This is a genomic window from Pseudomonas sp. EA_65y_Pfl2_P78, assembly GCF_963970495.1.
Classification (GTDB): Bacteria; Pseudomonadota; Gammaproteobacteria; order Pseudomonadales; family Pseudomonadaceae; genus Aquipseudomonas; species Aquipseudomonas baetica_A.
Map to the genome: position 1 here is coordinate 40,887 of NZ_CAXAON010000017.1, position 25,455 is coordinate 66,341.

21 protein-coding genes and 1 pseudogene are annotated in these 25,455 nt (G+C 59.9%); 5 read left to right on the forward strand and 17 right to left on the reverse strand.

Features of this window, described 5'->3' with window-relative positions; genetic code table 11:
* Positions 1–17: 17 nt before the first annotated feature.
* From AACY02_RS14965 to AACY02_RS15040, 17 genes and pseudogenes are all read right to left on the reverse strand, one after another.
* A complete protein-coding gene (locus AACY02_RS14965) occupies positions 18–1,088 on the reverse strand; it encodes a class I SAM-dependent methyltransferase (protein WP_339432625.1) in 1,071 nt (356 codons plus the stop codon).
* Positions 1,085–1,936 (reverse strand): NAD-dependent epimerase/dehydratase family protein, encoded by an 852-nt coding sequence (locus AACY02_RS14970; protein WP_339432626.1) that lies wholly within the window; start codon positions 1,934–1,936, stop codon positions 1,085–1,087. Before AACY02_RS14970 ends, AACY02_RS14965 begins: the two co-directional genes overlap by 4 nt.
* Complete coding sequence (locus AACY02_RS14975) at positions 1,933–3,159, reverse strand: class I SAM-dependent methyltransferase (protein WP_339432627.1); 1,227 nt, start codon at positions 3,157–3,159, stop codon at positions 1,933–1,935. The genes AACY02_RS14970 and AACY02_RS14975 overlap by 4 nt, the downstream gene beginning before the upstream one ends.
* Positions 3,156–3,716 carry a dTDP-4-dehydrorhamnose 3,5-epimerase gene (gene rfbC / locus AACY02_RS14980; RefSeq protein ID WP_339432628.1) on the reverse strand — a complete coding sequence of 187 codons (561 nt, stop codon included), beginning with the start codon at positions 3,714–3,716 and terminating at the stop codon, positions 3,156–3,158. The genes AACY02_RS14975 and rfbC overlap by 4 nt, the downstream gene beginning before the upstream one ends.
* Positions 3,713–4,795: a CDP-glucose 4,6-dehydratase gene (gene rfbG / locus AACY02_RS14985; protein WP_339432629.1), complete on the reverse strand. Its 1,083-nt coding sequence runs from the start codon at positions 4,793–4,795 to the stop codon at positions 3,713–3,715. Before rfbG ends, rfbC begins: the two co-directional genes overlap by 4 nt.
* Positions 4,777–5,550, reverse strand: coding sequence for a glucose-1-phosphate cytidylyltransferase (gene rfbF / locus AACY02_RS14990; RefSeq protein WP_339432630.1), 774 nt, complete (start codon positions 5,548–5,550; stop codon positions 4,777–4,779). Before rfbF ends, rfbG begins: the two co-directional genes overlap by 19 nt.
* Positions 5,551–5,798: 248 nt before the next feature.
* Positions 5,799–7,787 carry a calcium-binding protein gene (locus tag AACY02_RS14995; RefSeq protein ID WP_339432631.1) on the reverse strand — a complete coding sequence of 663 codons (1,989 nt, stop codon included), beginning with the start codon at positions 7,785–7,787 and terminating at the stop codon, positions 5,799–5,801.
* A 236-nt stretch (positions 7,788–8,023) separates the two neighbouring features.
* Positions 8,024–10,591 carry a glycosyltransferase gene (locus AACY02_RS15000; protein ID WP_445261475.1) on the reverse strand — a complete coding sequence of 856 codons (2,568 nt, stop codon included), beginning with the start codon at positions 10,589–10,591 and terminating at the stop codon, positions 8,024–8,026.
* A 504-nt stretch (positions 10,592–11,095) separates the two neighbouring features.
* Positions 11,096–11,617, reverse strand: a pseudogene (locus AACY02_RS26035) (glycosyltransferase family 2 protein); the annotation flags it as partial.
* A 107-nt stretch (positions 11,618–11,724) separates the two neighbouring features.
* Entirely contained in the window at positions 11,725–13,293 is a 1,569-nt protein-coding gene (locus tag AACY02_RS15005) for a flagellar hook-associated protein 3 (protein ID WP_339432633.1), read from the reverse strand.
* Between the two features lie 13 nt (positions 13,294–13,306).
* Complete coding sequence (gene flgK, locus AACY02_RS15010) at positions 13,307–15,352, reverse strand: flagellar hook-associated protein FlgK (protein ID WP_339432634.1); 2,046 nt, start codon at positions 15,350–15,352, stop codon at positions 13,307–13,309.
* Between the two features lie 24 nt (positions 15,353–15,376).
* Positions 15,377–16,672, reverse strand: coding sequence for a flagellar assembly peptidoglycan hydrolase FlgJ (gene flgJ / locus AACY02_RS15015; protein WP_339432635.1), 1,296 nt, complete (start codon positions 16,670–16,672; stop codon positions 15,377–15,379).
* A gap of 11 nt (positions 16,673–16,683) precedes the next feature.
* A complete protein-coding gene (locus AACY02_RS15020) occupies positions 16,684–17,772 on the reverse strand; it encodes a flagellar basal body P-ring protein FlgI (RefSeq protein ID WP_221732045.1) in 1,089 nt (362 codons plus the stop codon).
* A gap of 27 nt (positions 17,773–17,799) precedes the next feature.
* On the reverse strand, positions 17,800–18,495 hold the full coding sequence (gene flgH / locus AACY02_RS15025) for a flagellar basal body L-ring protein FlgH (RefSeq protein ID WP_339432636.1): 696 nt from the start codon (positions 18,493–18,495) through the stop codon (positions 17,800–17,802).
* Between the two features lie 52 nt (positions 18,496–18,547).
* Positions 18,548–19,333: a flagellar basal-body rod protein FlgG gene (flgG, locus tag AACY02_RS15030; protein WP_187677348.1), complete on the reverse strand. Its 786-nt coding sequence runs from the start codon at positions 19,331–19,333 to the stop codon at positions 18,548–18,550.
* 45 nt (positions 19,334–19,378) lie between these two features.
* A complete protein-coding gene (locus AACY02_RS15035) occupies positions 19,379–20,119 on the reverse strand; it encodes a flagellar basal body rod protein FlgF (RefSeq protein WP_221732009.1) in 741 nt (246 codons plus the stop codon).
* A 310-nt stretch (positions 20,120–20,429) separates the two neighbouring features.
* A complete protein-coding gene (locus tag AACY02_RS15040; RefSeq protein WP_221732010.1) occupies positions 20,430–21,989 on the reverse strand; it encodes a sigma-54-dependent transcriptional regulator in 1,560 nt (519 codons plus the stop codon).
* Positions 21,990–22,314: 325 nt separating this feature from the next.
* Between AACY02_RS15040 and phhA the strand changes: the two genes are divergently transcribed.
* The 5 genes from phhA to AACY02_RS15065 all read left to right on the forward strand — a co-directional run bounded on the left by phhA (position 22,315) and on the right by AACY02_RS15065 (position 25,439).
* Positions 22,315–23,106, forward strand: coding sequence for a phenylalanine 4-monooxygenase (gene phhA / locus AACY02_RS15045; RefSeq protein WP_339432637.1), 792 nt, complete (start codon positions 22,315–22,317; stop codon positions 23,104–23,106).
* Between the two features lie 107 nt (positions 23,107–23,213).
* A complete protein-coding gene (locus AACY02_RS15050; protein ID WP_003222798.1) occupies positions 23,214–23,570 on the forward strand; it encodes a 4a-hydroxytetrahydrobiopterin dehydratase in 357 nt (118 codons plus the stop codon).
* Positions 23,570–24,763: an amino acid aminotransferase gene (locus AACY02_RS15055; RefSeq protein ID WP_339432638.1), complete on the forward strand. Its 1,194-nt coding sequence runs from the start codon at positions 23,570–23,572 to the stop codon at positions 24,761–24,763. Before AACY02_RS15050 ends, AACY02_RS15055 begins: the two co-directional genes overlap by 1 nt.
* A 270-nt stretch (positions 24,764–25,033) precedes the next feature.
* The gene (locus tag AACY02_RS15060; protein ID WP_260455831.1) at positions 25,034–25,165 is read left to right on the forward strand and encodes a hypothetical protein; all 132 of its coding nucleotides are present in this window, start codon (positions 25,034–25,036) and stop codon (positions 25,163–25,165) included.
* 70 nt (positions 25,166–25,235) lie between these two features.
* Positions 25,236–25,439, forward strand: a complete 204-nt coding sequence (locus AACY02_RS15065; RefSeq protein ID WP_339432639.1) for a hypothetical protein — start codon at positions 25,236–25,238, stop codon at positions 25,437–25,439.
* The last annotated feature ends 16 nt before the right edge of the window (positions 25,440–25,455 follow it).

Below are 25,455 nucleotides of genomic sequence, written 5' to 3' on the forward strand. Positions count from 1 at the left end.
ATTCAAAGTCTCAATGGTCACTGGAACGAAGCGCTGTCAACGGCGTGATAGACGTAGCGTCCACCGGTCATCCGCTTGATCTCTTCGAGGTAATTGGAGTTCATCACAAACAGGTTGGCGCCTTCGGGCAAGGCGTCCATGGCTTCTTGCGGCGAGGACACACGTGCGCCGCTAAGCGGCAGATAACGCCCCTGCTTGGCCGGGTTGATATCCACCACACGATCCACCGCCACACCGGCGCGCTGCAGGAAAAGCGAATAGATCACGCCTTTGGACGAGGCGCCCCAGATTGCCGAGCCCTGCTCGGGGGCGGACTGGATGATCTGCACCGCGCGTTCAAGGCTCGCGGTGAAATCGTCCGGCAACATCAGGCGTGGCACCGGTTGCTGCGGAGTCAGGCGCAACGTCGAAAGGTCGGCGACGATGTACAGGTATTGGCCGCCAAACAGGTGGCCGGCCTCGTGCACCGTGTCGAACATCCGGCGCAGGTCATCGAGGCGGAAATAATTGACGTGTTCGTAGAACAGGTCGAACCAGGCCTTGTGCTCGAGGATCCAGTCGAAGCACGGCACCTCGATGTAGATCTGCCCGCCCTGATTGGCTTCGGCGATCACCGACAGAAAGCTCACCGGGTCTTCGATGTGTTCAAGCACATGGCGCAGCACGATGGCGTCCGCCGCCAGACCGAGGCCACGGGTGAACGGCGCCTTGATCACGTCTGCATTCTCGCCTTCGTAGGCCGGATCGATCCCGGTGATCGAATAACCGAGGCCCTTGAGCAGCTCAAGGAAGTAGCCCTTGCCGCAGCCGACTTCGATCAGTTCCTGGCCCTTGAAGTGCCTGGCGATGATGCTTTCGACGTCGCTCAGGTGCTTCTGAAACTGGCCGGAATGCGCCTGCTCGTTCTGGTAGTCGGCGTCATAGCTGAGCTTGTCGGCATCGAACGCCGCGTTGAAGATCAGACCGCTGCGCTCATCCTGTACCAACAGCATGTCGGCACTGGCCGAGGCTTTCGCCGACTCCGGGTCAGCGAAGGTGCGGTTCTGCAGCACCGGCAAATCGGTGACCCGATACAACTCGTGCCTCATTGCGACTCTCCCAGTAGCTGTTGCAAACGCTCGGTCACGGCCCAGAACGCCATCGGCTCATGGCTCGGATAAGGGTAATGGCCCAGGTTCAGATTCAGTCGCGCACCGCGCTCGCGCAGACGTTGTTCAACCAGTGCACGCACCGATACCGGTTGGCCGCTGGCGCAATTGATCACGCCGTTGAAATCGCGCTGATGCACGATCGTGGCGAGGTAATCGGCGGCGCTGGCGATCGGCAAAAAGTCACGCAGTTGCTCGCCACCAGACATGTTGAACGACGCGTCCCCGGCATCGATCGCCCGGTCCAGCGCCGCCAGCAGACTGTTGGCGTTCTGCCCTTCGCCATGCAGGTAAAACAGCCGCGCCCACTGCAAGGTCAATGGCTGTTCCTGCTGCAGGTTTTGCAAAAACAGGTGCAACGTGTGCTTGGCCAGCCCGTAGGGATTGCTCGGCCGTGGCTCGGTGGTTTCGCTGAGCGGGCCGCTTTGCATGCCGTACTCGAAGCAGGTGCCGGTGACCAGCACTTGTTTCACGCCCGCCTCGACCGCACCTTTGATAAAGCGGTAGTCGGCCATCAGGTTGTGCTCGAAATGGAACAGTGCGCGATAGTTCGGCAAGCCCGGCCAGGCCAGATGCGCCAGCGCATCGACACCTTCGGTCAACGCGATTACGTCGAGATCGGCGGCGTGAATATCCGCTGCGACGAATTCAACGTCATTGATCCACGGCATGCCCTGCGCGGTTTCTGCGTTGCGTGCCACTGCACGAACGGTGCAACCACGCGCCAGCAATGCCGAGACCAAATGTCGGCCAACGAAACCGGTAGCGCCTGTGACGAGGACTTTCACAGCACTTTCAACTCAGGCACGGCAATCACGAAGTGGCCATCCCACTGGCGCACTTGCGCCAGTTGCTGACTGACTTCACGCAACAGGTTCCATGGCAGCACCAGCACGTAGTCCGGTTTCTCGATATCAATCTGCGCCGGCGCGACAATCGGGATGCGGCTGCCCGGCAGAAACTTGCCCTGCTTGTGCGGATTGGCATCGGCCACCCACGCCAGCAAGTCAGGTTTGACTCCGGCGTAGTTGAGCAAGGTGTTGCCCTTGGCTGCCGCGCCATAGCCGACCACGCGTTTACCGTCAGCCTTGGCCTGCAACAAAAAGCGCAGCAGTTCATGCTTGATGCGTTCGGCGGCAGGCGCCAGGGTCGCGTAGTACTCGGCGGTTTTCACGCCCGCATCCAGTTCAGCCTGCAGTTGTTGCTGCACCGCCGGTTGTACTGCGCGACGCTCGCCGTCCTTGCACTGGACGAAGACGCGCAGCGATCCGCCGTGAGTGCTCAACTGGCTGACGTCGAAGACTTCCAGACCGTTGCGCTCGCACAGAGTCTGCACGGCAGTCAGCGACAGATAGGAATAGTGCTCGTGATACAGCGTGTCGAACTGCGCGCCGGCCATCAGCGTCAGCAGTTGCGGGAATTCGAACGTGGCCACGCCAGTCGGTTTGAGCAGCGTGGCGAAGCCACCGAGGAAATCGTTGATGTCCGGCACATGCGCAAGCACGTTGTTGGCGGCCATCAGGTCGGCGCCCCAGCCTTCGCTTTTCAACTGCGCGGCAGTGTCGCGACCGAAGAACAGCTCACGAATCTCCAGGCCTTTTTCCCGCGCCGCTTGTGCGGTGCTGCGGGTTGGCTCGACGCCCAGGCACGGAATGCCGCGACCCGCGACGTATTGCAGCAGGTAGCCGTCATTGGCGGCGACTTCAACCACGCGGCTGTCAGCCGTCAGGCCAAAGCGCTCGACCATCTCGGCGACATAGCGCTCGGCATGCGCTAGCCAGGTGCTGGAAAACGAACTGAAGTAGGCGTATTCAGCGTCGAAAAGGCTGTCGGCACTGGTGTAATCCTCGGTCTGCACCAGCCAGCATTGCTGGCACACGGCGACCTTCAATGGCACCCATTGCTCGGCCTGCTCCAGGCGATCGGCGTGCACGTAGGCATTGGACGGTGGCGAGGTGCCGAGGTCGATCAGCGGCAGGCTCAGCGGTGCGGCGCACCCACGGCAGTTCATAGACGCACTCCAGCAAAGTGTTGATCGAGCGCGGGATGGCTGGAATCACGCGCTGACAAATTATTGACAGGCAACGGCCAGGCAATCGCTAGCCGTGGATCGTTCACCGACAAGCCGCCCTCATGCTCCGGCGCGTAATCGGCGCTGTGCAGGTAAAGCAGCTCGGCGTCCTCGGTCAGGGTCTGAAAGCCGTGAGCGAAGCCGGCCGGAATCAGCAGGCTGCGACCGTCGCCAGCCTTCAGATGCTCGGCATGCCAGTGCAGAAAAGTCTCGGAGTCCGGGCGCAGATCCACCGCCACGTCCCACACCTCACCGCGCAGGCAGGTGATCAGTTTGGCTTCCGGGGCATTCGCGTTCTGGTAATGCAGACCGCGCACACTGCCCTTTTCACGGGTGCAGGAATGATTGATCTGGCGGATGTGAAACTCACGGCCGAACGCACTCAAACTGCCTTCACAGAACAGTCGGGCGAAGTGCCCGCGCTGATCTTCGAAACGCTTGTGCTCGACGCTGAACAATCCGGCCAGCGGCAACGCCTTCAAGGAAAACTCGCTCACAGCGCGCCTCGGTACAGGTTCAGTTGGCCGAGGGTCACGGCGCGCATGTCATCGCCGCTCTGCCACGCCAGGTGCCAGTCGAGGGTCTGAGCCAAACATTGCTGCAAGGTCCAACGCGGTTGCCAGCCCAACACCTGACGGGCGCGACTGCTGTCCAGGCGCAACAGACCGGCCTCGTGCAATTCGCTTTTTTCGATGCGCAGACCGCGTGCCTGTGGCCAGCGGCTGGCGAGCAATTCGACCACTTCGCCGACGCTGCACATGTCCGCTTCGCTCGGGCCGAAGTTCCACGCTCCGGCATACTCCGGGCCTTGTTCGTAAAGGCCGGCGGCCAGTTGCAGGTAACCGGCCAGCGGCTCCAGCGCGTGCTGCCAGGGGCGTACGGCTTGCGGGTAACGCAGGGTCACCGGCTCGTCTGCCGTCCAGGCTTTGAGCACATCGGGAATCAGTCGCTCTGGGGCGAAATCACCGCCGCCCAACACATTGCCGGCACGCGCCGTGGCCAGGGCCAGACCGTGCTCGGCGTACTTGTCTGCCGCAAAGAAAGAGGCGGCGTAAGACTGCGCCAACAATTCACAGCAAGCCTTGCTGCTGCTGTAAGGATCATGTCCGCCGAGGGCTTCGTCTTCGCGGTACGGCCACAGCCATTCCTTGTTGGCGTAGACCTTGTCGGTGGTCACCAGTACGCAGGCGCGCACGCAACCGACCTGACGAATCGCTTCGAGCAGATTGAGCGTGCCCATCACGTTGCTGGAATAAGTGCCCAGCGGATCGCGATAGCCTTCGCGCACCAGCGGTTGAGCCGCCAGATGCAAGACGATTTCCGGCTCGGTGTCGGCGATGATTTCGAGCAAGGCGCCGAGATCACGCAGATCGCCGCGCTGATCGTTGATGCCTTCGTGGACTCGCGCCAGTTCGAACAGGCTCGGCTCAGTCGAAGGATCGAGGGAAAAACCGCTGACTTGCGCGCCGAGGCTTTGTAGCCACAGGGTCAGCCAACTGCCCTTGAAACCGGTATGCCCGGTAACCAGCACACGCTTGCCACGCCAGAAGTCTGCACTCAGGCCCATTGCTTCCATGGGGCCTCCCCGCTCTGCCACAGCGCTTCGAGGTGGTTCTTGTCGCGCAGGGTGTCCATCGGATGCCAGAAGCCTTCGTGTTCGAAGGCGTTCAGTTGTTCATCCTCTGCCAGACGCGCCAGCGGTTCGGCTTCCCAGGTGGTTTCATCGCCAGCGATATAGGACAGGACTTTGGGCGACAGCACGAAAAAGCCGCCGTTGATCCAGCCACCGTCGCCACGAGGTTTTTCGGTGAAACCGAGCACCTGATCGCCTTGACGCTCAAGGGCACCGTAGCGGCCGGGTGGCTGCACGGCGGTGACGGTCGCCAGACGACCGTGGGCTTTGTGGTAATCGACGAGCTGAGCAATGTTGATGTCGGAAACGCCGTCGCCGTAAGTGAAGCAGAACGCCTCTTCATCTTGCAGATAACGCGCGGCACGCAGCAGACGACCACCGGTCATGGTTTCCTCGCCGGTGTCGATCAGGGTGACGCTCCACGGCTCGCTGTAGTTCTGGTGCACGTCCATGCGGTTCTCGCGCATGTTGAAGGTGACGTCGGAGGTGTGCAGGAAGTAGTTGGCGAAGAAGTCCTTGATCGCATAGCCCTTGTAGCCCAGGCAGATCACGAAGTCGTGAATTCCGTGGGCGGAATACTGCTTCATGATGTGCCAGAGAATTGGCTTGCCGCCGATCTCGATCATGGGCTTGGGCTTGAGGTGCGACTCTTCACTGATGCGCGTGCCGAGGCCACCCGCCAAAATAACTGCCTTCATCGTCTCCCCTCTTGTTCTTCACCGGGCTGCGCATGGCTTCGTTGAGCGATGCGGGCCATCTGGCTAACCCTTTTGCCGCCTACGGCGCCGCTGCGATGACCGCGAGCGCTCGTTTTATGGCGATTTGAGGAGGACTTGCAGGAAACGCGCCAGCTCCGCTGCGTCAGGTGCGCCGCGAGGCATGAAAAAGGGATGAATCCAGCAGCGGATTCATCCCTTTCATTGCGCTGCATCAACAGATTGAGCGATCAGCCAAACAGGGCGAAGCCATCGACAGTCGCCGGCAGGTCGTAGACTTGGCCGTCGGCAGTCTGCAGGTGCTCGATGTTGTTGAACCCGGCATACCACCCCGCCAGTTTCACGCCGTTGTCCGGCACACTGGTGCTGCCGTCGTTGGCGCTGTGCAGGTAGGCGTCGTCACCGATACGGGTGACGTTCAACTGGCTGGCGTTGGTGATGGTGTTGAGGATGAGCGTGTCGTTGATGTCCAGCCCGTAATCCTGAATCGTCACCAGGCCGCTGGTGTTGACCACGTAGGTGTCATCACCCTGGCCACCGTAGGCGCTGCCGCCGGAATTCGACTGGCCGGCCAGGTTGAGAATCAGCAGATCATTCCCGCCGTCGCCATTGAGCACATAGTTGCTGCCCGTAGCCGTCAGCACATCGTTGCCTTCACCGCCAAAGGCCATGCCCCGACCCAGCGTGATGGTGTCGTTGCCGTCATCGCCACTGGCCCAAGTGAACAGACCATTGCGGGCACCGACGATGACATCATCCCCCGCGCCACCCGACAGAGCGTCGGACTGCCCGGCCTTGTCCAGACCGGACGCCAGGCCGCCATAGATATGGTCATTGCCATCGCCACCGGTAATCTGGTCGTCGCCGGCCCCGCCCTCGAGGATGTTGTCGTCCGAATTGCCTTGCAGCGAATCGTTGTACTGGCTGCCGCGCAGGCCTTCGATATCGATGTAGATATCGTAGAGCGCAATTCCGCTCTGCGGCCCCCAGTTCAGAGAGGCGCTCAGGCCTTCAGCGCTGTCGTCGTAACTGACGATGTCGATACCGGCGCCGCCTTCAAAACGGTCGCCACCTGCACCGCCCAGCAACACGTCATTGCCGGCACCGGAGATGATGGTGTTGGCTTCGTCGTTACCGTAGCCGGTGAAGTCTGCAGTGCCGGTGTACGTCAGGTTTTCAATGAAGGGGTCCATGTGCATCGATGACAGGCTGGTGTACAGCTGATCGGTACCGCCCATGTAGCCCTCGACTTCCTTGATGGACACACCGACGCTGTTGATGGTGTACACATCGTCACCCGAACCACCTTCCAGCGTCACGCCGCCGACATTGGCGGTGAAATGATCAGCGAACGAAGAGCCGATAACGTGCTCCACATTCAGCAGCGTGACACCCGGCGCCCCGACACGCGGGCCGATGTCGATACTGACGCCATCCAAGGAGTGGCGATAGCTCACAGTGTCGTAGCCGTCGGCGCCATCAACGGTCATCGCGTTATCGAGCAGATACACCACGTCATCGAAGTTCGAACCCTGGATCGCTTCGATGCCGGTAAAGGTGTCTCCATCTGCAATGGTCAAGCCATCATAGTTGGTGAAGTCCTGGACGCGCACACCTTCAAGGCTGTCGGTGTAGCTGACGGTATCGTAACCATCGCCACCGACAAAGTGGTCGGCACCGGCGCCGCCCCACAGCCAGTCATTGCCCGCACCGCCGATGATCTCGTTGTCACTGGCGTTGCCGTAACCCTTGAAATCGCCGTTGCCGGTAAAGGTCAGTTTCTCGATGAACGGGTCCATCTTGATCGTGTTGAGGCTGGTGCGCAGCTCGTCGTAGCCACCGTTGTTTTCTTCAATGAGGGTCACGCCTTCGGCGTCGACGGTGTACAGATCATCACCGCCACTGCCGTCAAGCGTCACGCCACCCACGGAAGCGGTAAAGGTGTCGTTGTAGAAACTGCCAACCACCTTCTCCACCGAAACCAGCGTGTCGACCTTGCCATCAGCCCCTATGACCGTAACAACGCCAGCGCCAACCTCGACACCGACTCCCGTACTCATTCCATAATAGGTCGCCGCATCAAACCCTTCACCGCCGTCCAGCACGTCCGATCCTGCGCTGGCCAACAGTTGATCATCCGACTCCATTCCATAGAGCTCGTCATTGCCGTGGGTGCCAATCAGGACATCCGCTTCACTCGTTCCATTTACTACTGTCATTTGCTTCTTCCTTGCGTTGTTGTCGAATACGGAAATCTGTCACCTCAGATACCGGCCGGACAGGTCTTCACTGGCCGTGCCAATTGAGCACATGGAAAGGTATCGACAGAAAAATCCCGATGCTTGAGCCCGCTGCCAAAAAAGTATCCGACTTGATACAAAAACCTTTTTGCCACGCAAAAAAAAACAGGCGACTCGAAAGTCGCCTGTTTCTCATAGGGCCGTACGCGATTCGATCAATCCGCCAGCCAGCCACTCTCCCAGTAACGCAAGTTGTCGCCACGCAACACGTAGTCTCGCAGCACCACCTCACGCAACTCGTCCCCCATGCGGTAGCTGGCATCCGGGTCGGCCAGGTGCATGCGGATAGCCTGCAACCATTCATCGGTGCTGTTGGTCTTGACCCGGGTGCATGGCAGGTAACCGCGATAGGCCTCGGTGTCGGTGCAGATCACCGGGTAGCCGCAGGCGCCGTACTCCAGCAGACGCAGGTTGCTCTTGCAGTCGTTGAAGATGTGGAATTCCAGTGGCGCCAACGCCAGATCGAGATTCAGGCTTGCCAGTTTGGCCGGGTACACTTCCAACGGGATTACCCCGTGGAATTCATGCATGTACGGACGCAGATCATCCGGGCACATGCCGAAAAACACCCAGTCGACTTCGTTGGCCAGCTCACGCACGACATCGGCGATCACCGCCAGGTCGCCGTGGTGACTGGTGCCACCGCCCCAGCCGACCCGCGGTTTTTTCGAAGTGCGGCGCTGGCTGCGCAGGCCGGTCCAGAGATTCTGGGCAAGCATGTTGGGAACAACGCGAATGTCGTGGTGCATGTCCGACAGCGCATTGGCCAATGGCTGGGTCGATACCACCACGCGATCGCACAAGCCGATTGCCTGGCGCACCATGCGTTCCATCTCCTGCTTGTTGGGCATGTTGCGGATATGGGCATTGCGATGGGGAACGTCGATCACATAGTCATCGAGTTCAAAAATCCGCCGGGCATGGCAGAACTTCTTCAACGGCGGGATTTCATCGATCGCACCTTGCGAGTAGCGCCCTTGCAGAACGATGACGTCCGGTGACTGACGCTCGATTTCAATGATCGACGGCAAGCCGTAGCGAATGCAGCCTTCAGCGCGGTTGGCCGCTTCCAGCTCGATCAGCGGCTGACTCATGCGGTAGTGACCAATGGCAGATGCATTGATCGGCACGGCGAGTACGTTGGGCAATTGCGGTCGCGAAAAAGCCGTCCAGCCGGTGCGCAAACCCGGCTCAAGACTGAAACTCGTCGCACCGACACCCTGCAATGACAGGTTGACGTTGAAGGCTGGATCACGGGCAATACGCGACAACCAGCGCGTGTAGAAGGTCTCCTTCTCATGCATGTGCTGCTGGCCTTCTTCGGCTGTCGCATCGACAGTTGGCCGCACCCCCTGGGCCAGTAAGGCATATGGCGTCCACACCACCAGATAACCTTCCTGGCCAATGCGCAGACACAGGTCGACGACATTGAGCGCCTGCTTAAAATCCTGCTCATCGAGCCCTGCGACAGACTCGAAAACGGCCTTGCGCACCATCACGCAATCACCGCCGACGGCACTCAGGTCATGGGTCGCCTGCAGCCGGAACATGTAGCCGTCGGACTGCAGCGACTGCCCATAAAATGGCAACCCGACGGCTCCTTGCAGGCCGAGGATCATGCCGGCATGCAATACGTAACCGTCCGGGTTGAACAACTTGGCGCCGACCACGCCGACTTCCGGGCGTTGCGCCTGATTGAGCAGTTCGTCCAGCCAGTCAGTGTGGGTGATCACCGAGAAGGTATTGAGCAGCAGCACGTACTCGCCACGGGCCTGCGTCACCGCACAGTTATGCAGGGCCGCCATGTTGTCATGCTGCGGGTAGCTCAGGACGCGAATCCGCTCGCCCCCCAGCTGCGCCATGCCGTCCAGCCATGCCAGCGCCTCGGCGCTTTCACTGCCGTTGTCGACCAGCAACAACTCGTACTCGGAGTAAGCGGTTTTCTCCAGCACGGTCTCGACACAGCGCTGCAAGGCAGCGGTCTGATCGCGCGTGATGATGATGATCGACACACGCGGACGCCGGGCGTGCTGATAGTCGACTCGATTGAGCAACTCGCAACTGCCACGACGAATGCCGTGAGCAATCCCCATACGCTGCAGATGCGCTTCGAGCACCCGTGGATTCTGTTCGATCACCGCCGGCTCAGCCAGCCACCCAGACAGATCGAAAGGCGATTCAAGCAGGACTTCGGCAACGTGCCCGACCACCTGCGGACCTTCGCTCTCGACCATTCGCCACAGCATGTCGTGAGGCGCCAGCTCGGCGAACGTCGTATCGAATCCACCGAGCGCCAGGAAACGTTCGCGCTTGAACACCAAGGCACGCCCGACATACGGATAACTGCGCATGAGGTCGAGGTTGAAATCCGGTTTGAACGCGGGCTCTGCCGATTCGCCATCGCGCAGGCTGCCTTCATCGCTGTACATGCAGCTCAGCCATGGCGAATGCGCAATGCGGTCAGCCATGACCAGCAAGGCCGGCATTACCAGACGGTCCCCAGCCTGTAACAGGTAAAACCAGTCGGCACCTTCGAGTTGCGGCAACAGTGCGTTGATCTGCCCCAACCCGTCATCCTGCAACGGCATACGAAACACTCGCCCATCCAGCATGGGAACGGAGCAGGAGGCGGACAACAGCAGAATCAGCTCCGGCGGATAGTCCTGGGCTGCGAGTGCTTCCAGCGTCCGTTCGACGCCATCGCGACTGCCCTGGGCATCCATGATGATCGGCACAATTCGCGGCTGCTGCGGCCAGGCGGCCAGAGTTTCCGGGAGCAACTTGCGCTGCCCTTCGGTCAGACTGCGGCATTGCAGCCAGTGCGCATAAAGTTCGGCGAAGCTCCAGCTATCGATACCGACACACCACTCCTGGCGACTCTGTTTGGTGCCTAGCGTTCGGCTCAGCGGCAGCTCTTCCCAGACACGCGGTGATTCGTCAGCCTTGGTCAGCTGGATATAACGAACCCAGCCCGGGGCAGGTGCAGATTCACCGCTGCGAGCCTTGAGCATTTGCAGAATCCACTCGCGCTCGACCTCAACCGCGTCTTTCATCGGTTGCTGCGCACTCAGACGTTCCGGGTAGAGCCGTTCGGCGCTGAGCACATTATTGGACACCGCCAGATTGCCGCGCCGCAGCAGGCAAACGTACAGGGCGAAATCCAGGGTCGCGACAAAGCAGTGGCCCTCTTGAGTCAGCACCGGCAACAGCTCGACGAGATCCGCACGTCGAAACAAGGCATTGGTGAAACCGCCCAGCACATTGACCGGGAATTTTTCAAAAATGCCCAGCAGGTCGTCACCCTTGAACAGACCGCTGTGGGGTGACAAAGAAGTGTTTTCCAAGCGCGCCGGCAGGATGATGTCGTTGGCGTCCCAGAACAGACGCTGAGCCAGCACCAGGCTGACTTCCTCGCGCAACATCTCGTGCGCCTGCTGCTCGATGCAGGCAGCATAGAGATGGTCATCGTCACAGAGGAACTTGACGAATTCGCCCTGCGCCTGATCGAGGCACGCCTTGAGGTTGCCGACCATGCCCAGGGTGCGCGGGTTGCGCACATAACGCACGGCAACACCGGACTGCTCAGCCACGACGGTGACAATCCCTTCGATCTGCTGGCCCCGACTGTCGTCGCAGACAATGATCTCAAGGTGCGCGTATGTCTGACTGACAGCACTGTTCAATGCCCGCTCGAAGAAACGCGGATTGAAGGCGGGAATAACGAGGCTGACAAGAGGAAGTGAATTCACGGCGGGCTCACAGGCGGTACGAGCCCGCTCGGAAAAGCGAGCCCTTGATACCGCTAAAAAACAAAACTGAGGGACAAGGCAACCGGGCGCTTACGCGCCCGTTGGCGTCAGATCTTGTTGAACAGACCCAACTGACTGATCTTGCTGAACGCCAGTTGTGCAGCCTGCAGCATGGTTTGTTGCAAGGTCAGGCGCGTCATCACTTCAGCCGGATCCGAATCGCGGATCGAACCTTGAGTGGTGGTGTTCGCGGTACTCAAGCTGTCGTTCGTGGAGGCTTGCATATCCAGCGCCTGGCCGCGAGCACCAATTTCGGTGACCGCGGTGCCGATTTGATTGCTGGCCGCATCGATGTTGCCGATACCTGCCTCCATCGCGCCCTGGAATTGTTGCTTGGCCACCGGATCACCATCGATCGGTGTGTTCAGTGCTGTGATCATCTGACCCAGGGAATCAAGCACGTTCTGGGTCTGGTGATCGTTCGATCTGATCGAAAACTGATCGCCGGCGGCCGGCGCAGCGCCCAGCGCGAAAGTGACGCCCGCAGCAGTAGCATTGCTACCCACGACAGTCCCCGAGGACACGGGTTTGCTGTCGGCAGTGACCGGCGCTGCGTACAGATCGAAAGCGGTGGCGCTGGTGAACTTGAGGACTGCGCCACCCTGCGGGAAGGCTGCCGTGTACGCTGCCTCGTCGGTGATGCTGGACCCCGTGATCACCGCAGTCGACGAGTTGCCAGGGCTGCGCGTGGTGGAAAACGAATCCGGCGCAGTCGACAGCTGGAAGCTGTGGCCGGCAATGACCGCGTCCGGGTTGGTGTCACCGGTCTTCAGGTTGATGTTCAGCTTCATGTCGACGCCACGGAAGCTGACCGTCTGGTTGGCACCGCTACTGTTACTGACCAAGCCGTTCTGGCTTGCTTCAGCAGTCACATCGTTGCCCAAGGCATCAGTGATTTTCAGTTGGGTGCTGCTGAGGAAGCTGACGGTGTAAGGCTGGCCAGCGGTGAACTTGGAGTCATAGGTGGCGGCTGTGCCGACTGTACCGTTGGACAGCACGACGCGCCCGTCATCCACGGCTGGCGCGGTCATGGTGACGTTGGTACGCGCGGTATTGATGGTCTGCTGGAAAGCAGCCCAACCAGTGGTGTTGGTGCCGACCGTCATGCCATCACCGATGCCCAGGTTGATCGTGGTCTGATCACCGTTGTAGGAATAGGTGCCGTCAGCATTCTGCGAGTACGGCGCAGTATCAGTTTTCGAACCGGAGAACAGGTAGTTGCCGCCAGCATCCTTGGCGTTCATCAGGCCCAGCACTTGTTGCTGGATCTGGCCCAGTTCCGAAGCGTAAGCCTGGCGATCCTTGTCGGTGGCCGTGCCGTTGTTGGCGGCGAGAGCGAGTTCCTTGGCGCGCGCCAACGCGGTGGTGATTGAATCCAGCGTGGACTCTTGCACGTTCAATGCACTTTTGGTGGTGTCGACGTTGGTCTTGTACTGATCCAGCATTGCGGCCTGTTGACCCAGCTGCAGCAAGCGCCCGGCACCGACCGGATCATCGGCCGCGGTGTTGATGCGCTGCAGGCTGCTCGCCTCGCTGGCGGTGGCAACGGCCTTGTTGAAATTACGCTGATAGTCCGACGCTTGCGTGCCGTAATACTGGGCGGTGGAAATGCGCATGAATTACGACTCCTTAAAGGCTGTTAATCAGTGTGGCGAAAGTTTCCTGCGCAGCTTTGATGATCTGCGAAGACGCTGTGTAGTACTGCTGGTATTTGACCAGGTTGCCGGTTTCTTCGTCCAGGTTGACCCCGGACAACGAGTCGCGAGCACCTTTGGCGTTATCCAGAATCGCCGTGGTGGCCGCGCTGTCGGACTTGCCTTGGGCGGTCTTGGTACCGACGTTGGTGACCAGCTTGTTGTAGGCGTCTGTCAGGCTGATGCCCTTGCTCGCCGAACCGGTGTCGACGGTCTGTTGCGTTTGCAGGCCAACCAGGGCCTGCGCATTGCGATTGTCCGAGGACGCCGCACCGGTCAGGTTCATGGTGAAGGTTTCGCCGGACTTCGGCGTGCCGCCGACGGTAGTCTGCACCGTGAAGGTCTTCTGTACGTTCGGCGTGACGGTTGTGTCCATCACCGGGTTGCCGCTGGCATCGACGACGCCGACTTGCAGGTTCAGCGTGTTCGATTGGCCAGGAACGATCGTGCCGGTGCCAATGGTTGCCCCCTTGGCATCCACCAGGTTGTACGACTGGCTGCCACCGCTCGCCGCGCCGAACACCAGCTTGACCGGCGTCGAGTTCTTCAAAGCCGCCTGCATATCAGCCTGGGCAGTCGGGTTGTAGATATCAATCTTGTCGCTGAGCGTCGGCTGAGTGTAAGTCCCCAGGCCGGCAGCGCTGGCCACGCCGGTCAACGGACCTGCCGCAGCAATTTTCTTCGGATCGGTGAGCACCGTCTGGATGCTTGTGGCCGCATTACGGGTCGGAGTCACTTTAAAGGTGTCACCGGCGCTCAACGCACCACCATTGAGTGCGAGGGTGAAACCGTCGATCACTGGCGGCGGATTGGTCGTAGTGCTGAAGGCGCCCAGGTCGGTACCGTCAGAACGCTTGACGGTGTAGTCAGTGGCGCTGGTGAACGTTACCTGATAATCGCTGGTGGTCAGCTTGCCGGTGTCCTTGATGGTGACATCGAGGTTGCCCGAACCTGCACTGTTACCCGACTGCGCGATGCTGCGCTGACTGATCAGTGCGGCACTGTTGATGTTGTTGAAAATCGCCGCGCCGAAGTCACCGTTCTTGTCGATGCCTTGGGCTTGCTGGCTGTTGACTTGATCAGCGATCACCAGCGCCACTCGGCCCAACTCGTTGAGTGACGGGTCAAGGACTTCTTTGCGGTAAGTGAGCAGGCCGCCAATTTCGCCACCGCTCATCGCCGAAGTGATGTCGATGGTGCTCGAACCGCGATCCATCTGGATGGCCATGCGCGACGGATCGGTTTTGCTCGCGACCATGCTCAGCGTGTTGGTGGTGTTGCCGATCACCAGCGGCTGACCGCTGCCAATGTAGACGTCGAAACTGGTGCCACGCTCAACAACCTGTGCGCCCGTCAGTTCGGAGAGCTGGCGAACGGCTTCGTTACGGCTGTCCAGCAGATCGTTCGGCGCGCCCCCGCTGGTGGAGATCTCACCGATCTTCTGGTTCAGATTGGCAATCGAAGTGGCCAGTTTGTTCACCTGGCCCGTCATGTCGCCAAGGCTGCCGTTGATGGTGGTGTTCTGATCGTTGAGCTGTTTGGCGATGGTATTGAAACGACTGGTCAGCGCCTGAGCCCCCGTCAGCACCGATTGACGCGAGGTATCATCGGTCGCCGACGTCGAAACGCCCTGCATCGTCGTGAAGAATTTTTGCAGCACACCGGTCAGGCCGGTGTTGGTGTCCGACAGCATGGAGTCCAGCGGCGTAGCCTGGGCCAGAAAAGAGGCCGACTCGCTGTCGAGCGAGGTTGCTGTGTGCAGTTGGCTTTCCAGATATGAGTTATACACCCGGCGCACGTCAGCCAGGGTCGTGCCCGTACCAATGAAAACAGTGCCGAACTGCTGCGAGGATTTGGTGCCCTGCACGGTTTGCTGACGTGAATAACCGGCGGTGTCGACGTTGGCAATGTTGTTGCCTGTCGTAGCCAAAGAGGACTGGCTGGCCGACAGTCCCGACATCCCGATATTGAGCAAACTCATGGTTCAGACCTTATACCTTGTGCCTTATAAAGGCGTGGTGGATACACCCGCCGCAGCGTAGTTTTGGAAACTGTTCATCTGCTTGGCAATCTGCGAAATCTTGTTTGCGTAGTTCGGGTCGGTGGCGTAACCGGCCTTTTGCAACTCGCGTACAAACTGTTCTGGGTTATCGGCCGACTTCAGCACATCTTGATAGCGATTATTGCTCTGCAGCAAAGTCACCAGATCATGGAAGCTGTCCTTGTACGAGGCGTAGGAACGGAACTCGGCCGTCTCCTTGACCATCGCGCCATTACGGAACTCGCTGGTGATTGCCCGGGCCGAATCACCCTTCCAGTTACTGCTGGCCTTGATGCCGAACAGGTTGTGGCTGCTACTGCCATCCTGTGCGCGCATGACCGATTTGCCCCAACCGGTTTCCAGTGCCGCTTGCGCCACCAGATAACGTGGATCGACACCGATACGGTCAGCCGCTTCCTTGGCCATGGGCAGCATGGTGTTGACGAATTCGTCGGCGGAGCTGAAGGCTTTCTTCGCCGGGGCCAGCGGAATCTGTGCCACCGCACGGCCGTAAACCTGCATCTGCCCGCCGGAAGCCTTATCGGCCTCGGCGCGTGCCAGCCAGTCGCCGTTGTACAACGGACCTGCGCCAGTGGTGGCGGCCGTCGTAGCGCGCTGTGGCAATTGTGTCGCGGCGTTCGTCGCAGTGGCCGACGGCACCAGACCCGCGAGCAGGCGATCAGCCAGTTTCGGTGGCAAAGCCAAACGCCGCTGATTGATCAATGCCATGTCGTTGCGATGGTCCAGTTGCGTGTTCGGCGCATTGACTGAACGCGAGGCCCACAATGGACGTTCGCCATTGAGTCGCGACAACGGGCCATGGGTGGCGACCGTGCCAGCGGCAATCGGCGTTGCCACGGCAGCAGCCTTGGCTTTGGCTTCTTCCTGCTTGGCGGCGGACGCGGCCGCCGCCTCGCCGGACGCCAGGGGCTTGTTCTTCGACATCTGGCGCATCAGCACGTCGGCCAGACCGATACCACCGCCCTCGCGGGACAGCGACACGGCCAGTTGCTGGTCGTACATTTCCTGATACTGCTTGGCCGCCGGCGTGTTGAGCGGATTGTCCTGCCCCAGCGCCTCGGTGGCCGAACGCATCGACTTGAGCATCTCGCCGAGAAACAGCGACTCGAACTCCTGCGCCACTTTGCGCATGTTCGCATCGCTGTCCTTGTCGCCAACCTTGAGCTGGTTCAGGCGATTGAGGTCAGAGTAAGAACCCGAATCGCTGCTACTGACCAGCCCGCTCTTGCGCATGTCCATGGTCGTCGTCCTCAGATCACGATCAGGTCGGCTTGCAACGCGCCGGCCTGCTTCAGTGCTTCAAGGATCGCCATCAAGTCACCCGGCGCCGCGCCGACCTGGTTCACCGCCCGGACGATCTCGTCGAGGGTGGTGCCCGGGCCGAACTTGAACATTGGCTTGGCTTCTTGCTGGGCATTGACCCGCGAGCGCGGCACAACGGCAGTCTGGCCGTTGGACAACGGGCCCGGCTGGCTGACGATCGGGTCTTCGGTGATGGTCACGGTCAGGCTGCCGTGGGTGACGGCGGCTGGCGAGACTTTCACGTTCTGACCGATGACGATGGTGCCGGTACGCGAGTTGATGATGACTTTGGCCACCGCCTGACCGGGGTCGACTTCAAGGTTTTCCAGAATCGACAGATAGTCGACACGCTGGCTCGGGTCGAGCGGTGCGGTGACGCGAACCGATCCACCATCAACGGCCTGCGCCACACCAGGGCCGAGCATGTCGTTGATCTTGTCGACGATGCGCTTGGCAGTGGTGAAGTCAGAACGATTGAGGTTCAGCGTCAGGCTGTTGCCCTGGTTGAAACCACTCGGCACCGAACGCTCCACCGACGCACCGCCAGGAATACGACCGGCCGACGGAACGTTGACAGTGATCTTCGAACCGTCGCGACCTTCGGCATCAAAACCGCCCACCACCAGGTTGCCCTGAGCGATGGCGTAGACGTTACCGTCGATACCCTTGAGCGGCGTCAGCAGCAACGTGCCGCCGCGCAGGCTCTTGGAGTTACCGATGGACGAAACGGTGATGTCGACTTGTTGACCCGGTTTGGCAAACGCAGGCAAATCGGCACTCACCGACACCGCCGCGACGTTTTTCAACTGCACGTTGCCCGACCCTGCCGGCACCTTGATACCGAACTGCGAGAGCATGTTGTTGAAGGTCTGCAGGGTGAACGGCGTTTGCGTCGTCTGGTCACCGGTGCCATTCAGCCCGACCACTAGGCCATAGCCGATCAACTGGTTGGAACGCACGCCCGAAATACTGGCGATGTCCTTCAACCGTTCGGCTTGTGCATTGAAGGCCGCCGACAACAAAAACGCGGCCACCATAAAGCTTCTGAAATTCAACGTAGCCACCTAGAAAGGGAACAGCGGGCTGAGGAAGAAACGGTCGAACCAGCCTGGCTGACTCGCATCGGCAAACGAGCCAGTGCCCGAGTAGGTGATGCGCGCATCGGCGACACGGGTCGACGACACGGTGTTGTCAGTGGCGATGTCATCGGCACGTACCAGACCGGCGATCCGCACCAGCTCATCGCCGGTATTGAGGGTCATCCACTTCTCGCCGCGCACAGCGATGATGCCATTGGGCAGCACGTCGGCCACGGTCACGGTAATCGAACCGGTCAGGCTGTTGCTCTGGCCGGACTTGCTGTCGCCCTTGGTTGCGCGGTCGCCGCTGTAGCCGACGTCCAGGCTCAGATCAGTACTGCCCAACGGGTTGTTGAGGGTACCGCTGCCGCCAAACAACGAAGTCAGGCCGATGCCGGTCTTGCTGTTCTTGGCCACTTGCGAGTTGGCGTTTTTGCTCGCCTGGGTTCTCTCGTTCAGGGTGATGGTGATGATGTCACCGACCCGGAACGCCTTGCGGTCGCTGTACAGGTTCTGCTCGAAGCCGGCCTGATAGATCGAGCCGTTGTTGGCAGCCGCTGGCAACGGCGTGCGCGGCAACACCGGAGCGTAGTAAGGGTCATTGGGCTTGGGCGTCGGAGCGACGCAGCCCGCGAGCGAGACGACTCCACTCAATGCCAGAACAGATACGAAGCGATTCATGACCCTACCTCACGGTGTTGCAGGCGACCTCATGGCCGCCTCATAGACTTGATTACAGATTCTGCGTTACGAACGAGAGCATCTGGTCGGCGGTGGAGATCACCTTGGAGTTCATCTCGTAAGCGCGCTGAGTGGTGATCATGTTGACCATCTCTTCAACGGTGCTGACGTTGGAGGTTTCCAGGGTGTTCTGCAGCGTGGTGCCGAAACCGTTCAGGCCCGGCGTACCGACTTGCGGTGCACCCGACGCAGCGGTTTCCAGGAACAGGTTGTTACCCACCGCTTGCAGACCGGCCGGGTTGATGAAGTCGGCGGTTTGCAGGTTGCCGATCACCTGGGATGCCGGGTTACCGGCAACGGTGATCGAGACGGTGCCATCACGACCGACAGTGAAGGTCTGCGCATCGTTCGGGATGACGATGGCGGGTTCCAGGGCGAAACCGCTGGCATTGACGACCTGGCCATTGGAATCGAGGTGGAAAGTACCGTCACGGGTGTAGGACGTGGTGCCGTCCGGCTGCAGAATCTGGAAAAAACCGCGACCATCAACGGCCAGATCCAGCGGCTGCTCGGTGGTTTGCAGGCTACCGGCGGTGAAGTTTTTCTGCGTACCGACGATACGCACACCCGTACCCACTTGCAGACCCGACGGCAGCTCGCTGTCCTGAGTCGACTGGGCGCCTGGCTGACGCTTGATCTGATACAGCAAGTCCTGGAACTCGGCGCGATCACGTTTGAAACCCGTGGTCGAGACGTTCGCCAGGTTGTTGGAAATGGTCGTCAGGTTGGTGTCCTGGGCGGACAGACCTGTTTTGGCAACCCATAGAGCCGGAAGCATTCGATTCTCCTCGTGCGCCTGTTTTACGGCGCGACGTTCTGATAATTAGCTGATCTGCAAGACCCGAGCCATGGCCTGGTCGTCGTCTTTGGCGGTGTTCATCATCTTGACGTGCAACTCGAACTGCTTGGCCAGGGCCAGCACCGATGTCATCTCTTCCACGGCATTGACGTTGCTCGACTCCAGGAAACCCGACACCAGTTTGACATTGGCATCGGCCGGCGCAGGCTTGCCGTCCTTGGTGTAAATCGAGCCATCGAGGCCCTTATTCATGTTCTTGATGTCCGGGTTGACCAGTTTGATCCGGTCCACCTCTGCCATGACGCGCGGGCCTTCGCCCATCGCACGAATACTGATGGTGCCGTCTTCACCGACTTCGATCTTCTGCTCGGGCGGCACGGCGATCGGACCGCCATTGCCCATCACCGGCATGCCGTTGCCGGCGCGCAGTACGCCGAGGGCATCGACATTGAGGCTGCCGGTGCGCACGTAGCTTTCGCCACCGTTCGGGTTCTGCACGGCGATCCAGCCATTGCCGGCCACGGCGACGTCGAGGTCACGGCCGGTCTGCACCAGCGAGCCTGGGGTGAAATCAGTGGCGGGACGTTCGCTCATGGCATACGCACGCGCCGGAAAGCTGTCACCGAACACCGGCATCGAACGCGCCTGCTCCAGGTCGCGCTGAAAACCGTTGGTGGAGATGTTCGCCAGGTTGTTGGCATGCGCCTTTTGCGCCAGTGCGTTCTGGCTGGCGCCGGTCATTGCCACATAAAGGTACTTGTCCACACTCTTTCCTCTGCATGCCGGACGTTTGCCGCCCACCGCTGTACTGCTGAGCCATAAGCAATTTGCAGACCAACTTTTTTCTGGCGGCTTCAGGCCCGGCAAACAAAGGACTTGAGGGGTTTTGCGCGAACGGGAGAAATGTATCGAAGTCGAAAAACCGGCGGTGTTATGCCGGTAGGTGGCAAAGCCTGGCGCTGAGGTTGTCGGTACCAACGCCTTCGCGAGCAAGCTCGCGCCCACAGCGATTGCATTGCAAATGTGCAAGCAGGCTTGCTCGCGAAGAGGCCATCATTACCCACACATGTTTGGGCTATGAATCGGTTTTACCGACTTCATACTCCCGCAACTTATTGGCAATGGTCGTATGCGAAACCCCCAACCGCTTGCCTAATTGCCGACTGCTCGGATGCTCGGAATACAACCGCTCCAGCACTGCTTTCTCAAAGCGCCCGACAATCTCGTCCAAACCACCCTCCAGCGAAAAATCGCCAAGCGGCTGACGCACGCCGTAATCCGGCAGACGAATATGCTCAGCCTTGACCGTACCGCCATCACACAGCGAAACAGCCTGGAACAGCACGTTTTCCAACTGCCGCACATTGCCCGGCCAATGGTAATGACTGAGCCGGTCCATCGCCGCCGGTGCCAGTTTGGGCAGCGAACACCCGATCTGCCGACTGGCCTGATCGAGGAAGTGCTCCACCAGCGGCGTCAAGCCATCGAGGCATTCACGCAACGGTGGAATGTGCAGCGAAAGCACGTTCAAGCGGTGATACAAATCCTGGCGAAACTCACCGCGCGCGCACAGCTCCGACAAGTCGACCTGCGTGGCGCAGATCACCCGCACATCCAGATAAACCTCTTCGTCGCTGCCGACCCGACGGAAACAGCCATCCTGCAGAAAACGCAGCAACTTCACCTGCAAACGCGGGCTCATCTCACCGACGCCATCGAGAAACAAGGTGCCGCCCGCCGTCAGCTCCAGCAGCCCGAGTTTGCCTTCGGCGCGCGCACCTTCGAAAGCACCCGGGCCATAGCCAAACAGCTCGGTCTCAGCCATCGACTCCGGCAGCCCCGCACAATTGAGCGCCATCAACGGCGACTGCCCACGCGGACTGGCGAGGTGGCAGGCGCGCGCCAGCAACTCCTTGCCCGTGCCGGTCTCACCCTCTATCAATAAAGGTGCGTCCAATGGCGCCATGCGTCGCGCCTCGCGCACCACCGCGGCCATGACTTTCGAGCTTTGGAAGATGCTGTCGAACCCGCGCAACTCTTGTTTGCGCACGTTATAGATGCGCTCGCCGACGCGGTCGGCGCGATGCAACGTCAACACCGCACCAGCCATGGCTTCGCTGTCGTCGTGCTCTGATTGCAGCGGTGCGATGTCGGCCAGAAAGACGTCACCCTTGACCTTGACCCGCATACCGTTGATTCGCGATTTGTTGGCGCGCACCAGTTCCGGCAAATCGAAATCCTCGGCATAGCGCGAGAGCGGAATCCCCGGCACCTCATCAACCCGTACGCCCAGCAACTGTGCCGCCGCCCGGTTCGCCGCGACAATCGAGCCGCCCATGTCGATCGACAGCACCGGGAATTCCAAGGCGCCGAGCAAGGCATTCAACTCCATGTGCCGTCGCTCGCTGGGCATCAGCCCTACTCGCTTGACCCCGAACACCCCGGCAATCGCCTCGAACTTCGGCCGCAGCGCCTGGAACTGGATATTGATCAGGTTGGGACAATGCAGATAGATCGCGTTGCCGTGCTCACCACCGACCTCGCCGCGCGCGACGTTGATTCCGTAAGCCACCAGCAGGTTGAGGATGTCGCGCAAGATACCGATGCGGTTCTGGCAGTGGACTTTGATGCGCATAGAAAAGGCCTGACAAGGATGAGGTTGAACACAACCCCTGTGCAAGCAAGCGGCTCCCACAGGGTTTTGCGGCGCACCCTGGTCTCACTTTTCTGTCGAGGCGCGCAGATAGTCGTCAAGATTATGTGACACCCAATAGCCTTTTCAAACCTGAAAATCGCAGCAAACGCGAAGCAGACTACAATCCGTAACGAATACTTTACGAAAATCGACGATCTTTCCTACAAGGACGCCATTCAACCCGCTGCAAATCAACACGCTCTCGAGTCATTCTGAGTCCATCGCTGGACATAACAAGAACGAATTCCCCTAGCAGGAGAGCAGCATGAAGCAGACGCAATACGTGGCCCGCGAGCCCGATGCGCAAGGTTTTATCGACTACCCCGCCGAAGAACACGCGGTGTGGAACACGCTGATCACTCGCCAACTGAAAGTGATCGAAGGCCGTGCGTGCCAGGAATATCTGGACGGTATCGAACAACTCGGCCTGCCCCACGACCGCATTCCGCAACTGAGCGAAATCAACAAGGTGCTCGGTGAAACCACTGGCTGGCAGGTCGCTCGCGTCCCGGCACTGATTCCCTTCCAGACGTTCTTTGAACTGCTCGCCAGCAAGCAATTTCCGGTGGCCACGTTTATTCGTACCCGCGAAGAACTCGACTACCTGCAAGAGCCGGACATTTTCCACGAGATTTTTGGTCACTGCCCGCTGCTGACCAACCCGTGGTTCGCTGAATTCACCCACACCTACGGCAAACTCGGCCTGCAAGCGACCAAGGAAGAGCGCGTGTACCTGGCGCGCCTGTACTGGATGACCATCGAGTTCGGCCTGGTCGACACCCCGCAAGGCAAGCGGATCTACGGCGGCGGCATCCTGTCCTCACCGAAAGAAACCGTTTACTGCCTGTCGGACGAACCTGAGCATCAGACATTCGATCCGCTGGAAGCCATGCGCACGCCGTACCGCATCGACATTCTGCAACCACTGTACTTTGTCCTGCCAAACCTCAAGCGCCTGTTCGACGTGGCCCATGAAGACATCATGGCCATGGTCAGACAAGGCATGCAGTTGGGTCTGCATGCACCAAAATTTCCGCCGAAACCAAAAGCGGCGTGAACCGTGGCTTTTGCTTACAAGTGAGTCTGTCCGTTAGCGCCACTTTGGTTTAGCGTGGCGCAATTGACGACCGTTATAAAAAAAACACTCGATTCAGGAATCCAACCATGTCCACTTTGAACCAAGCCCACTGCGAAGCCTGCCGCGCCGATGCGCCACAAGTCAGCGACGAAGAACTGCCGATCCTGATCAAGCAGATCCCTGACTGGAACATCGAAGTACGCGACAGCATCATGCAGCTGGAGAAAGTCTTCCTGTTCAAGAACTTCAAACATGCACTGGCCTTCACCAACGCCGTCGGCGAAATCTCCGAGGCCGAAGGTCACCACCCGGGCCTGTTGACCGAGTGGGGCAAAGTCACCGTGACCTGGTGGAGCCACTCGATCAAAGGCCTGCACCGCAACGACTTCATCATGGCCGCACGCACCGACGAAGTGGCCAAGACCGCAGAAGGACGCAAGTAATGCACTTCGACGCCATTGGCCGGGTACCCGGCGACCCGATCCTCGGTTTGATGGAGGCGTATGCGCAGGACAGCAACCCGCGCAAATTCGACCTGGGTGTTGGCGTCTACAAGGATGCCCAAGGCCTCACGCCAATCCCCGAGGCAGTGAAGATCGCCGAGGCACGGCTGGTCGAAAGCCAGGACACCAAAACCTACATCGGCGGCCACGGCAATCCGTTGTTTGGCAAAGTCATCAATGAGCTGGTACTGGGTGCTGACTCGAAGTTGATCGCCGAACAACGCACCGGCGCTACTCAGACCCCGGGCGGCACCGGTGCCCTGCGTCTGGCCGCCGACTTCATCGCGCAGTGCTTGCCGGGCAAAGGCGTATGGCTGAGCAACCCGACCTGGCCGATCCACGAAACCATTTTCGCGGCGGCCGGCGTCAAGATCAGTCACTACCCGTATGTGGGCAGCGATAACCGTCTCGACGTCGAAGCCATGCTCGCAGTGCTCAATGAAGCACCGAAGGGCGATGTGGTGCTGTTGCATGCGTGCTGCCACAACCCGACCGGTTTCGACCTGAACCACGACGACTGGCAGCGCGTGCTGGACGTCGTGCGCCGTCGCGATTTGCTGCCGCTGATCGACTTTGCCTACCAGGGCTTTGGCGATGGTCTGGAGCAAGACGCGTGGTCGACCCGCTTGTTCGCCGCGCAACTGCCGGAGTTGCTGATCACCAGTTCCTGCTCGAAGAACTTCGGCCTGTATCGCGACCGCACCGGCGCGCTGATCGTCTGCGCGAACACCGCCGACAAGCTCCTCGACATTCGCAGCCAACTGGCCAACATCGCCCGCAACCTGTGGTCGACCCCACCGGATCACGGCGCAGCCGTTGTAGCGACCATCCTTGCCGATCCGGAGCTGAAAAGCCGCTGGGCCGACGAAGTGGAGGCCATGCGTTTGCGTATCGCGCAATTACGCAGTGGTTTGGTCGAGGCGCTGGAGCCCCATGGTCTGCGTGAGCGTTTTGCGCACATTGGCGTGCAGCGCGGGATGTTCTCTTACACCGGCCTGTCACCCGAGCAAGTGAAACAACTGCGCGAGCAACACAGCGTTTACATGGTCAGCTCAGGCCGGGCGAACGTGGCCGGTATCGACGCCACACGCCTCGCCTTGCTGGCACAAGCGATCGCTGACGTCAGCAAATAGATCCAGCCACACAAACCGCTGTGGGAGCGGGCTTGCTCGCGAAGGCGCAGTGTCAGTCGACAATTAAGTTGCCTGATACACCGCCTTCGCGAGCAAGCCCGCTCCCACATTTACGTTGCGGTGATCTTTGTTTTTGCTCCCCCTGCGGCCATTTGTCGCAATAATTCGAATTAAAAGTCTGATTGTCATTTTTCCTGCTGTATCCTGCTCAGGCTTTCAAAAAGCGCGGATCTACCAGATCTATCAACAGACTTAGCGAGGAGCGCAACCATGCACGAGATTCCTAATCTCCCCTTCCCAAGCCTGCACGTACCTGAGCAGACGACCACGCAACAAGCCGGCGCGGGGCAGCCCGAACCGAAAGAAGCCGTTGAGAGCCGTCCGGCCGACAGCGAAGAGTAACCCCGCCGTACAGACCGTGTGGAAAGCGCTAACATGCGCTTTCCACACTGCCTGAAACCCCGAGCCCGCCATGACCGACGAATTCTCCGAAAGCCAAGCCGCCGTTCTGATCGGTGCCACCGAGAAAATGATCGAGATCTGGAGTCGGCTCTCCCCCGAGAAGCAAGCCGCCCTGCTCGCCCGTTTCGGCAGCGAAGAGAACGCACTTGCCGCACTGGTCACCACGCAACTGGTCGCCCCCCGCCAAACCCTGAAACCGTCGACCGGCAAATAGTTTTACTTTTCCCCGC